This window comes from Thermoanaerobaculia bacterium (genome assembly GCA_035260525.1).
Taxonomy (GTDB): domain Bacteria; phylum Acidobacteriota; class Thermoanaerobaculia; order UBA5066; family DATFVB01; genus DATFVB01.
Map to the genome: position 1 here is coordinate 1 of DATFVB010000274.1, position 12,211 is coordinate 12,211.

10 protein-coding genes are annotated in these 12,211 nt (G+C 72.4%); 4 read left to right on the forward strand and 6 right to left on the reverse strand.

Going from position 1 to position 12,211, the window contains the following annotated elements; all coding sequences use genetic code 11:
* On the reverse strand, positions 1-1,149 hold a 1,149-nt coding region (locus VKH46_13265; protein HKB71809.1), incomplete at its 3' end, for a glycosyltransferase.
* The gene (locus VKH46_13270) at positions 1,146-3,290 is read right to left on the reverse strand and encodes a glycosyltransferase (protein ID HKB71810.1); all 2,145 of its coding nucleotides are present in this window, start codon (positions 3,288-3,290) and stop codon (positions 1,146-1,148) included. The genes VKH46_13270 and VKH46_13265, both read right to left, overlap by 4 nt.
* A 32-nt stretch (positions 3,291-3,322) precedes the next feature.
* On the opposite strand from VKH46_13270, the gene VKH46_13275 reads away from it, so the two are divergent.
* Positions 3,323-4,513 carry a glycosyltransferase gene (locus tag VKH46_13275; GenBank protein HKB71811.1) on the forward strand — a complete coding sequence of 397 codons (1,191 nt, stop codon included), beginning with the start codon at positions 3,323-3,325 and terminating at the stop codon, positions 4,511-4,513.
* Here the strand turns inward: VKH46_13275 and VKH46_13280 are convergent.
* Genes VKH46_13280 through VKH46_13295 form a run of 4 tightly spaced genes read right to left on the reverse strand, consistent with a single transcriptional unit; the run spans position 4,471 to position 7,935 of the window.
* Complete coding sequence (locus VKH46_13280; protein ID HKB71812.1) at positions 4,471-5,232, reverse strand: ABC transporter ATP-binding protein; 762 nt, start codon at positions 5,230-5,232, stop codon at positions 4,471-4,473. The two genes, VKH46_13275 and VKH46_13280, sit on opposite strands and share 43 nt — an antisense overlap.
* A complete protein-coding gene (locus VKH46_13285; protein ID HKB71813.1) occupies positions 5,229-6,002 on the reverse strand; it encodes an ABC transporter permease in 774 nt (257 codons plus the stop codon). The genes VKH46_13280 and VKH46_13285 overlap by 4 nt, the downstream gene beginning before the upstream one ends.
* Positions 5,990-6,913 (reverse strand): glycosyltransferase family 2 protein, encoded by a 924-nt coding sequence (locus VKH46_13290; GenBank protein HKB71814.1) that lies wholly within the window; start codon positions 6,911-6,913, stop codon positions 5,990-5,992. Before VKH46_13290 ends, VKH46_13285 begins: the two co-directional genes overlap by 13 nt.
* A 20-nt stretch (positions 6,914-6,933) precedes the next feature.
* On the reverse strand, positions 6,934-7,935 hold the full coding sequence (locus VKH46_13295) for a hypothetical protein (GenBank protein HKB71815.1): 1,002 nt from the start codon (positions 7,933-7,935) through the stop codon (positions 6,934-6,936).
* 85 nt (positions 7,936-8,020) lie between these two features.
* On the opposite strand from VKH46_13295, the gene VKH46_13300 reads away from it, so the two are divergent.
* The 3 genes from VKH46_13300 to VKH46_13310 all read left to right on the forward strand — a co-directional run.
* The gene (locus VKH46_13300; protein ID HKB71816.1) at positions 8,021-9,556 is read left to right on the forward strand and encodes a VCBS repeat-containing protein; all 1,536 of its coding nucleotides are present in this window, start codon (positions 8,021-8,023) and stop codon (positions 9,554-9,556) included.
* 76 nt (positions 9,557-9,632) lie between these two features.
* A complete protein-coding gene (locus tag VKH46_13305; protein ID HKB71817.1) occupies positions 9,633-10,946 on the forward strand; it encodes a hypothetical protein in 1,314 nt (437 codons plus the stop codon).
* Between the two features lie 23 nt (positions 10,947-10,969).
* The coding region (locus VKH46_13310) for a hypothetical protein (protein ID HKB71818.1) at positions 10,970-12,211 on the forward strand (1,242 nt) is incomplete at its 3' end.

Below are 12,211 nucleotides of genomic sequence, written 5' to 3' on the forward strand. Positions count from 1 at the left end.
CGCGCGCAGCCGGTCGGCGGCCGCTCCGTGGTCGAACGCGAGGACCGGCACCCCCGCGGCGAGGCACTCGTCGACGGCGAGGTTGTAGGACTCGGGCGTGACCGAGAGCGCGAGCGCGAGATCCACCCTTTCGCGTTCCAGGACGGCGGGGAGTCCGCCGGCCCGATAGTAGCCGCGGACGCGGATCCCCCCCTGCCGGCGCAGACGGGCGAGCTCGACGGGGTCCCCCTTGCCGAGCGCCGACCATCGCACTCCCGGGAAACCGGGGGCGAGGGCGCGGACGAGATCGGAGAAGACGCGGGAGCCTTTTTGCGGAGTCACCGCGCCGACGAACGCGACGTGACGGACGGCGGGCGTCGGCTCGCGTCGCCGCGACGGCGGCGGAGGATCGGGCGCGATCACGTGGAGCCTGTCGGGATCGAGCCCCGGGACGCGCTCGGCCAGAGCGGCGAGGAGGAACCGCGAAGGGAAGATCGCCGCCCGCGCCGCGGCGAGCAGCGCGCGGGACGCGCGGCGGTGGCCGGCGACGAAGGCCGGAGCCGATCCGAGGCAGCGGGCGCAGCGGTCGGCGTCGTCGCAGTAGCGGCAGAAAGCGAGGACGGGACGCTCGAGAAGGTCGGTGCGAGGGCAGATCGGCGAGAAATCATGGACGGAAACGACCATCGGCCACGACTGCGCGAGGCGCGCGAGGCTCGCGGCGGGAAGCCCCGCGGGATTCTCGACGTGGATCGCGCACGCGCCCGAAAGGCGCATCAGCTCCCGCACGCCCCGTTCGAACGCGTCGTCGCGCAGATTCGGCCGCGGCCCCGGGTTGCCCGCGGGAACCCGGACCCGGCGCCGGCGGCCGTCCTTCTCGACGTCGAGGCGCAGGCCCGGCCCCTCCGGATACAGCAGCGCGACCGGCCGGACCTTCGCTTCGCCGCCGAGCCGGCGCAGCAGCTGCGTCTGGACGCCCCCGAGGCGGGGCGCCGGCGCCGTGCCGAGGAGATTCACGATCGGAACGGGACCGACGGTTCCCCCGGCGGGGAGGAAGCGCCGGCGATCGTTCCACTCCTCGAGCCGGTCGGCGGCGCGACCGAGGAGGGCGCGGGGTCCCTCGGCGCGGAGCAGCGATATCGCGAGCCGCAGCCGCCGCCCGACGTCGGTCATCGGCCGAGCACCGACCGGTAAATCGCTTCGATCTCCCGCGCGTGCTCGTCCATGCTCTTGACGGGCGCGATCGCGGATCGCCAGCGGAGAAGCATGGCCGGATCGTCGACGAGCCGCTCCACCCAGCCCCTGAGCTCCGCCGCGTTCCCCGGCTCGAAGAGGGCGCCCGCCGGCTCGCGCCCTTCCGGGAAGAGCTCGGCGAGAGCGCCCCGGCGGCTCGCGATGACGGGAATCCCCCGCCGCAGCGCTTCGCGCGCCGCGAGACCGTAGCTCTCGAGCCCGAGCGAGGGAGCGACGAGGACGTCGAAGCGCGACAGGACGCTCTCCTTGCGCTCCTCGGGGAAGGAGCCGTGGAACTCGACGGCCGCGTTCGCGCGGGCGCGGAGCGCGCGGACGTATTCGGGAGACGCCGTCTCCGGCCCCCAGATCTCCAGGCGGGCGCGATCCGGGGAGATCTCGCGGAAGGCCTCCACGGCGACATGGACGCCCTTGTGCGGGAGAACCGAGCCGAGCAGGCCAAAACGAAGCGGCGGCCCGGGGCGCGCGGCGGGACGGCGAGCCTCGCCGACGGAAACGCCGTACGCGACGACGTGCGTCCGCGCGCGCGGTCCGATCCACCCGCCGCCCCGGAAGCTCTCCTCGATGAACCGCGAGCCCATGACGATCGCATCCGCTTTCGAGAACGCGCGGCGCGCGGTGCGGCGGCGCACGGCGTGGAGCGCCGGATTCCAGAGGGCGGCGGGCGGGACCCGGGTCAGCGGAAGGCAGCGCGAGCAGCGGAGGAGCCCCGGACCGGCGCAGAGGCGGCCCTCCGGGCGCCAGAGATTCGCGCGCGCGCAAGCCATCCACCAGTCCTGCAGCTGAAAGACCCACGGGATGCGCCGGCGCCGGATCTCGCGGACGAGCCCGATCGCGTGACCCGAGAGGTGATGGACGTGGACGAGCGCGGGGGAGACGTCGTCGAGGAACGCGCCGAACTCCTTCTCGAGCTCCCGGTTCCGGATCGCGTTCCGGGCGAGTGGATCGCGCTGCGCGAAGTCGTTGACGACCAGGCGCACGCGCACGCCGCCGTCGAGGAGCTCCCGCGCCTCGCCGCTTCTCGCCGCCGGATCGGAGATCCTCGCGAACACGGCGGTCGGCCGGCCGGCGGCCTGCCGCAGCGCGAGCGCGCGCGCGTACTGCTCGGTGCCCGCGGGAGCGTACGGCGGCCAGCCGTGAACGAGATGCACGACCCGGGGACCGCCGGGGCCGGAGCGGGGAGGCGGCGCGATCGCGGCGACGACGCGCGCGCGGACGCCCGCGAGCGGATCGTCCGCCATGAACCTCGCGATCGTCGCCTCGTACTCGGGATGCCGCGCGCGGAGGATCCGCATCGCCCGCCGGCGTCGCCGCGCCGTCGCCGGACCGAAGCTGCCGTGGCCGGCGTGATAGACGAACGTCGCGTCGTCGAGGACGTGGCGCCATCCGGCCTTCAGGGCGCGGAAACAGAAATCGTTCTCCTCGCCGTATCCCGGAGAAAACGCCTCGTCGAATGCGCCGAGCGCGTCGAGGGCCCGGCGCTTCACGTACAGGCAGAAGCCGACCCCCGTCGGAATTCGCGGGTAGCGGCGCTCCGAACGCTCCTCGACGACGCGGGCGAAGCCGTCGGCGTCGAAACCGGAGGGGATCGCGTTGGCTTCGAAGGGCCGGGGAAGCGAGCAGAGCGCGGCGTCGTTGGAGAACGGCGTGGCGGTCGCGACGCTCGCGGCCGACGCGGCGGCCTCCGAAAGCTTCTCGAGCCACCGCTCCGTCACGACCGTGTCGCTGTTCAAGAGGACGACGTCGCCGCGGGTTCGCGCGATCGCCGCGTTCACGCTCGCGACGTATCCGAGCGTTCGCGGGTGCCGGATGACCGAAACCGGCGTGCCGGATCGCGCGAGCGCGCCGACGGCCGCCTCGGCCGCGCTCTGCCCCGGCCCGTCCCGTACGACCGTGAGCCGGTGGCTCCGGAGGTCCGTGTGGCGCGCCACGCTCGCGAGGCATCGCGCGAAGGCGTCCTCCGCGCCGTGAACGGGGATGACGAGGTCGATCGGCGCGGCCGGCTCCTCGGGCGGAGAGGGAGACTCCGAAGCGTAATCGAGCGGGGCGCGGCGGAAGATCATCGGGGGCCGACCCGCACGGTACACTCGTTGCGATGCGGATCCTCTGGGTCGCGACGAAGTGTCCGTGGCCTCCGGCGGACGGCGGCCGCCTCGTTCTGAAGAACACCGTCGAGGCGCTGGCGGCGGCGGGAGACGATCTCACCGTGGTGTGCCCGGGCCGGCGCGGCGATTCTCCCGCCCCGGAGGGAATCCGGCTCCGGCGCGTGCCCGGGGAGGCCTCGCGCGCGGCCGCCGCCTGGGCGGCGCTCCGGCTGCCGGTCGCCGTCGCCCGCCACGCGTGGCCGCCGCTCGCGCGCGAGGCGGAGCGGGCAATCCGCGAGGGGGCGACGGAGGTCGTCTTCGCCGAGCAGCTCCAGGCGCTTCCCGCGTGCCTCCCCGCTCTCGCGGCGGCGATTCCCGTCATCCTTCGCGCTCAGAACGTCGAGAGCGACCTCTGGAGCTCCCGCGCCGCGCTGGCCGGCCCCGCCGCGTCCCGCTTCTTCCGGTTCGAGGCCGGTCGCCTCGAGCGCTGGGAGGGCGCGGCGGTCCGACGGTGCGCGGCGACCGCCGCGCTGACTTCCCGGGACGCCGGACGGCTTCGCGCGCTCTCCGGCCGCTCCGCGCACGTGACCGCGGTCCCCGCGCCGTTCCCCGCCTCCCTTCCTCCCGCGGAGGAGGCGCTCGACGGAAACCCCGCGCTCGCGATGCTCGCGAGCCGCGGCTGGTGGGCCAACGACGACGGCGTCGAATGGTTCCTGCGCGAGGTCTGGCCGTCCGTTCGGGCGCGGTGGGACGGCGCCCGTCTCCATCTCTTCGGGCTTCGCCCTTCCGAAGCGCTCCCTCCGGGCGTCTCGGGTCACGAGGCCCCGGCCGACAGCCGCGACGCCTTCGCGCCGGGGAGCATCTTCGTCGTCGCGCTTCGCGCGGCTTCCGGCGTGCGGATGAAGATCCTCGAAGCGTGGGCGCGCGGCGCGCCGGTCGTCGCGACCCCCGCGGCCGCGGCCGGGCTCGAGTCGACGGAGGGAACGCTTCTCGCGGCCGACGCGGGCGAGTTCGTCGCCGCTCTCGAGAGTCTCGTCGGGCGTCCGGACTCGATCCGGCGCCTGACTGATTTCGGCCGGCGGGACCTCGCGCGCTTTCACGATCCCGCCGCGGTCGCGGCGCGCCTCCGCGCGATCGCCGCCGAGGCGGCCGGCCGCGGTCACGTTCCGGCGTCGACCGAGGACCGGCGCTCCTCGGCATAGCGCGCGAGGACCGCCTCGGGCTCGCCGTCCGCGGCGATGCGCCCCGCCTCGATGCGAAGGCAGCGCCCGCAGCTGCCGCGGATCAGCTCCGGCTGGTGCGAGACGAGGAGGATCGTCGTGCCCGCCCGGCGGAACTCCGCGAGCCGGCCGCGGCAGCGCGCGAGGAACGCCGCGTCGCCGACCGCGAGCGCCTCGTCGACGATCAGGAGGTCGGGCGTCCACGCGGCCACGACCGCGAAGCCGAGACGGGCGAGCATCCCGGCCGAGAAGCTCCGGACGGGGGAGCGGACGAAGTCGCCCAGACCGCTGAACTCGACGATCTCCGCCATCGCGGCGTCGATCTCTCGATGGGTCCGGCCGAGGAACAGGGCGAAGAGCCGGATGTTCTCGAGACCCGTCAGCTCGGGATCGAAGCCGGTGCCGAGCTCGAGGATCGGGGCCATGCGGCCGCGCGTGAGAACGCGTCCCCGCGTCGCCTTGAGCACGCCCGAGATCACGCGCAGCAGCGTGCTCTTCCCGGCGCCGTTTCGTCCGACGACGCCCACGCTCTCGCCGGGGGCGATCGAGAGGTCGACGTCGCGGAGCGCCCAGAGCTTCTCGTAGACGAGCTGTCCGCGGATCCAGTGGAGGGCGTATTCCTTCAGCGACCGCGGGCGCTGCTTGGCCAGCCGGTAGCAGAGCGAGACTCCCTCGAGGAGGACGGCGGGACCGGCGGTCATAGGTAGAACGGAATCCGGTCGCTCATTCGCCGGAACGCCGCCCACCCGGCGGCGAGGAAGATCAGCGCGACGAGCGCGGCGGCGGCGATCGACGAAGCCGGAGGCACGGCGCCGGCGTAGATCGGCTGCCGGAACGCGTCGAGGATCAGCCGCACCGGGTTCCACCGCAGGAGCCAGCGGAACCGCGGCGGAACGATCGAGGCCGGATAGAAGATCGGCGTGAGATACAGCAGCACGGTCAGCAGCACGCCGACGATCTCCACGACGTCCGTGAAGAAGATCGCGAGCGGGGAGAGGAGCAGCCCGAGTCCGAGCGTGAACGCGGCCGCGATCGCCGCCGCGACGGGAAGGAAGAGGATCGACGGCCGGATCGGATGCCGCGTCGCGACGAGGATCCCGAGGAGCGGGACGAGCGCGAGCGCGAGGTTGACCAGTCCCGAGACGACGGTCGCGACCGGAAAGACCTCCCTCGGGAGGGGCATCTTCTGGAGGACCGAGGCGTTGCCCCGCAGCGTGTGCATCGAGCTCACGACGCTCTGCTGGAAGAAATTCCAGATGAGGACCCCCGAGAGCGCGTACACGGAGTAGTCGGGCAGGTCCGAGCGGAACGCCGCGCCGAAGATCGTCCGGAAGACGAGCATCATCAGGAGCGGCTGCAGCATCGACCAGAGGAGCCCGATGCTGGAGCGCCGGTAGCGCACCTTGAGGTCGCGCTGCGCGAGGTACCAGACGAGAGCGCGGTACCGGAGGAGCCGCTTCAGCGCGCCCATCCGCGCACCGCCGCCAGCGCCTCCCGGTACCCGTCGGTCTCCTCGCGAAAGGCGGCGCGCCGCGACTCCGCGATCCACGGCGCGGCGAGGGAACGCGCCGCGAGGCGGAGTCGGCCGCCGATCGCGAACGCGCGGGCCGCCGATCGCGCGCCCCGCGGCCCGTTCGCGAGCGCGCTCCACCGGACGAGGTCCGCCCAGAGGAGAGGGATCCCGCGGCGGCCGATCGTCGCGCCGCCGCGATGCCGCACGCGCGCGCCCTCGACCAGCGCGACGCGCCAGCCGCGCCGGCGAAGCCGCTCGCCGTACTCGAGGTCCTGGCAGTAGAAGGCGAACCGTTCGTCGAGAGGTCCCGCGTCGACCCAGGCGGCCCGGCGGATCGCGAGCGCCGCGCCGCTCACCCAGTCCACGGCGGCGCCGCGGACGCCCGGCCGCTTGACGCGGCGGTAGCCGGGGAGCCGGCCGAGCGCGCGCGGCAGCCCGGTCGCGAGCGCGAAGAGCCACAGCGAACTCGGGCGGCGTCCGGCGCTCCACTGGGGGGCGCCGTCGGGGTCGACGAGCTCGGCGCCCGCCGCGCCCAGACGGGGATCGGCCGAAAACGCGGCGAGGAGGCGCGCCGGGGCGTCCGGCTCGACTTGCGCGTCGCTGTTCAAGAGGAGGAGAACCTCGCCGCCGGCGGCGCGGAGCCCCGCGTTGGCCGCGACCGTGAATCCGCCCGGCTCCTCGCGGACGATCGTGCGGATGCCCGGGTGCGCACCGGCGGCCGCTTCGGCCGTGCCGTCCCGTCCGCCGTCGTCGACCAGGATCAGCTCGAACGCTCCGGACCCTTCGGAGCGGGCGACCGAGGCGAGGCAGGCGAGCGTCAGATCCCGGGTGTCGCGCGTCGGAACGATCACCGAGAGCGGAATCGTCACGCCGCGCAGACTAGCATCGATCACTTCCCCCGGAAGCGGCCCCGCACCGGGATTTCGATCTCCGGCTGAGTGGAGCTCGTCGTCTCGAGCCGGAGAAAACCCGTCACGAGCGACCCGGGCGCGCCGGCGGGGAGGCGCAGGATCACCTGCCAGACGCGTCCGGGCTCGATCGGGCGGATCTCGACGGTCGACCCGGGGATCTCGCAGGTCGCGCTCGAGAGGGTTACCGGATCCTCGCCGAAATTCTTGACGTGGAGCCGCGCCGTCACCGGCTCGGCCTCGAGGTCTCCGAGGTCCGCCTCGGGCGGCGTGACCGCGAGCATCGGCCGGACGAACCCGGTCACCGGGATCATCACCTGCCGCTGCTTCGGATGGTCGACGCGCACGACGACCTCGGCGGCGAGCGGTCCGACCGGCGCGTACGGCGAGAGCGTGAGGTCGACCACCCACTGCGCGCCGCTCCGTTCCGGGAGCCGCTCCGTGGGCGCCGCCGGGCGCCATCGCGCCGAGAGAGACGGGTAGGGAGAATCGACGCCGAGGACCCGGAACGAGGCGTCGTCGGCGGCGAAGACCGTCTCCCGGATGATCCCGGGGCGCCCCCCCTCGACGAAGTTGTACCGGGCGAAGCCGGGGTCGGCGAGGACGACCGCCCGGACCTTGAGCGACACGGGAAGACGGAGGATCGCGTGCGCGGGATCGTTCGTACGGAGCTCGACGGCGACGGTCGACGCACCCTCGCGGTTGGCCGTGCCGATCTCGATCTTCACGACGGCGCTCCCTCCCGGCGGAACGGTCCCGGGCTCGACGGTCACCCGCGTCCCCGGGGCCAAGAGCGCCTCGAGCGTCAGGGGCGCGCCGCCGCGGTTGGCGACGGCGAAGTCGGTCGTCACCACGTCGTCGGCCGGCACGGACCCGAGGTCGCGCTGGGCCGGCGTCGCCTCCGCGATCGGGGCGCCCGACGGCGGCGTCGCGGCGGCGGCGGCCGCGCAGAGCAGGGCAGCCGGAAAGAAGACGAAGCGCACGGCTCGGCAGGCTAGCGGCGCCCGCCGAGGTTGTCAATCGACGCGCGCGCCGGAGGGCCGGCCGCGCGCAGTATCATGCGGCGCGATGCGCGCGCTGCCTCGCCGGACGGTGTATTTCCTTGCGGTCGCCCTGCTCTCGGGTTGCGCGGCCGCTCCACCGAAGGCCGGGGCGCCGACGGTCTCCTCCGGCCGGACGTACGTCGATGCCTCCGGACGCCGCTACCGGCTGCAGGCGATCTCGAAGGCGGAGGCCTCGCGGATCGACGACAGGCACGTGCGGACGGTGATCGGCGCGATCGCCGAGGTCGACCGCGAGGACGAGGGGCACTACTACATCCGTCTCTACGAGCCGGGCGCGGTGATCGCCCCGCCGCCGCCCACTCTTCCGGCGCCGGCCCCGGCGGGACCGCTGCCGGCCGTCGTCGGAGAGCTTCACCTCTCGGACTTCGGCCGCGGCCTTCCGCACAGCGGGGAGTGGCGCGAAGGCTTCGGGATCGGCGACGTCAACGGCGACGGCCATCCCGATCTCGTCTTTCCGCCGGCGCGCAAGTCGCCCGGGCCGCCGGTCGTCTTCCTCGGAGACGGCAAGGGGAACTGGACGCGCTGGCGCGAGGCGCGGTTCCCCCCGCTCCCGTACGACTACGGCGACGCGCAGGTCGCGGACCTCGACGGGGACGGGATCGCCGACATCGCGCTCGCGATGCACTACCGCGGGATCGTCGCCCTGCTCGGCGACGGGAAGGGGGGATTCCGCGGCGGCAGCGAAGGCCTGGACTTCTCTCCGCGGAGGGACCGGCTCCCCGAGTTCTCGTCGCGCTGTCTCCGCGCCTTCGACGGGAACGCCGACGGGCGGATCGACCTCGTCGCGATCGGGGAGGGACCGGTCCTTCCGATGGCCGGAGCTGGCTCCGGCGGGTCGTCGGGGATCGTCGTGTACGAGAACCTCGGCGGGGGGCGGTGGGCCGCTCGGCGTCCGCCACCGCGGCGCGACGCCCCGTTCGGGTCGGCCGCCGCGGTCGGCGATTTCGACGGCGACGGGAGGCTCGACGTCGCGATCGCGAGCGGCGTCCTCGGGAGCCGGGAGCTGGTCGAGTTCGCCGGCGCGTCGGGCGGCTGGCGTCTCGGGACCGTGGACTCCCTGCCGCCCGAGGGATATTTCCGGGCGATCGCGGCGGCGGACCTCGACCGCGACGGCGTCGATGACCTGATCGTCGGCGGCAGCTATCTCGAAGGGGAACGCTGGGTGCCGCGGCTCGACGCGTTCCTCTCGCGCGACGGCGGACGAACGTGGGAGCGACAGCCGCTCGCCCGGGACGAGGGAGAGATCGCGGCCGTCGCCGCCGCTCCGATTGCCGGCGCCGGCTCGCCCGTGCTCGTCGTCGCCTCGACCACTGTCGGAAAATTGCTCGCGTTCCTTTCCGACGAGCGCGGGACCCTCGTGCGGACGCCGATATCGGTGCCGGTGACCGGGTGCAGCGGGAGCGCGATACGGCTCGCCGACCTCGACGGCGACGGAACCGTCGAGATCGTGGCGGCTTACGCGGACGAGCCGGACGAGGGAGGCGGACGCTGCCCGTCGCAGGGGAGCGTGGCCGCCTTTCATATCGAGCTTTCTCGATGACACGAAATCAAATCATTGACATCTCGCCTCGAGACCGCGACAATTCCATCGGTTGACTCTGCAAAGAGGGGAAAAGATGAGCAAGAAAAAACGGTGGGTGCTCGCCGCGATCGCGGTGACGGTGTGTCTTCTCTCGCGCGGGCTGCAGGCGCAGCCGGTCGCGATCGGAACCGTTCGGGAAGAGCCGGCGGCGACGCTGCTCCTGCCGTACTTCGAAGTGGATCTCGGAAACCCGGCGGGGCGGTTGACGCGCTTCTGGATCAACAACGCCTCGGCCACCGCGATTCTCGCGCATGTGACGATCTGGTCGGAGATGGCCGTGCCGGTGTTCGCGTTCAACGTCTACCTGACCGGTTACGACCGGGAGACGATCAACATGCGCGGCATCCTCCAGGGCGCCCTCCCGCAGACGGCGAGCGCGGGCCAGGATAACGTTGACCAAATCAGCCCGAAGGGGCCGCTCTCTCAGGACATCAACTTTGCGAGCTGCACCGGCACTCTGCCTCCGGCCCAGCTCTCCGCCGGCGACGTCGCCGCGCTCCAGGCGGCGCTCACGGGTGCCTCTTCCGCGATGCTGGGTGGCAAGTGCGCGGGGCGGGAGTCGCCGGGGACCGCACGGGGGTTCGTCACGATCGACACGGTCAACAACTGCACGCTTCGGCTCCCGGGAGATCCCGGGTACTTCGGCGCCGGCGGGACGGGGGACGCGACGAATCAGAACGTCCTGTGGGGCGATTTCGCCTACGCCAACGGGAACGCGCCGATCCAGGGCGCGCCGCTCGTCGCAATCCCGGCGAACGCGACCGATCCGCTGACCTCGACGTCGGGCGGCTACACGTTCTACGGCCGGCTGGTCGACTGGAACGCTTCCGACAATCGTCAGCCTCTCGCGACGAATTTCGCGGCCCGATACGTCCGCGGGATCACCGAGGCGATCGCCTGGCGCGATCCGAAGGTCGCGCAGCAGCCTTTCACCTGCGGCACGCTGCCGGAGTGGTATCCACTGGGAGAGGAAGGGATCGTGATCTTCGACCAGCAGGAGCATCCCGAGGTGCCGACGACCTATCCGGTCGCGCCGCAGCCCCCCAACCCCGGGCTCGTGCCCTTCCCGGTCGCCGCGCAGATGACCCTCGTCGGCCAGGGTCAGGCCGTCAACGGGGTCCTTCCGATCGGGGCCTTCCCGGTGAGCTTTACCTCGGGGTGGATCTACTACAACTTGAACACCACCGTCATCGCCGCCGGATCCAATCCGCCGGCGGACCCGGCCGCGTCGCAGGCATGGCTGATGACGATGCGGTCGGTGGTGGGGAGTGCCGGGCCGATCGGGCTCGTGGGAGGCCCGGCGACGCAGCTCGACAGCGCGGCGACGCCGGTCCACTTCATTCCGTGACGCGGGAGAGAGCGAGGAAAAAGATGAAGACGCGAAATTCCGTTTCGGCGCTGTTCTTCGCGATCGCGACGGCGGTTCTCGTCGGGCTCGCTCCCCGTGCCGAGGGGATCGGCGTGAACAACTCGCCGGAGGTGATCGGCACGGTCTCGACCCGACCGGGGTCGACGCTGCTCCTTCCGTATTTCGAAGTCGATCTGGCACATGCCTCCGGACGGACGACGCGGTTCTGGATCAACAACGCGAGCGCGACGGCGATTCTGGCGCACGTGACGATCTGGTCGGACCTGGCGGTGCCCGTGCTGGCGTGGAACGTATACCTGACCGGCTACGACATGCAGCACGTCGACATGCGCGACATCCTCAACGGAACGTTCCCGGCGACCGCGAGCGCGGGGCAGGACCCGCAGGACAAGATCAGCCCGAAGGGGCCGCTCTCGCAGGACATCAACTTTGCGAGCTGCACGGGCGCGCTTCCCTTCACGAAGCTGCCGCAGTTCTACGTGGACTACATGCGCGCCGCGCTGACGGGGCAGCTCTCGAGCTTCAACGGAAAGTGCGGCGCGACGTTCTCGCCGGGCCTCGCTCGGGGCTTCATCACGGTCGACACCGTCAACAACTGCACGCTTCGTTTCCCGGGCGATATCGGGTATTTCGGTCCGGGGGGATCGGGTGACGCGACGGACCAGGACGTGCTCTGGGGCGAGTACGTGTACGTGAACAGCGGTGCGAACGGCAACGGCGGTCACGGAGCGCCGATGGTCCCGATCAAGGCATCGCCGACCGACCCGCTGACGACGACGGCGGGCAACTATACTTTCTACGGGAGACTCGATTCGGTCCCGTGGAGCGCCGCCGACAATCGCGAGCCGCTCGCGACGAACTTCGCGGCGCGCTACATCAAGGGCGCGACGGACGCGGTGGTGTGGCGGGACCCGAAAGTCGCTCAGCAGTTCTTCACGTGCGGAACGCTGCCGGACTGGTATCCGCTCGGACGCGAGGGCCTGGTGCTCTTCGACGAGCAGGAGCACGCGACCGTGCGGGCGTCCCAGCCGACGTCGCCGACGGTCAGCGGGGCCGCCTTCCCGGCGGCGGCGCAGAAAGTGCGGGTCGGGGTGGGGCAGTTCCCGGTGCCGTACACGTCGGGATGGATGTACCTGAACCTGAACACGACGGTGACGCCGCAGGCGGCCGGTTTGACCGATCCGGCGGCGGAGCAGGCGTGGGTGGCGGTCGTCCGGGAGCTTCCGGCTGGGACGTTCGGCAAC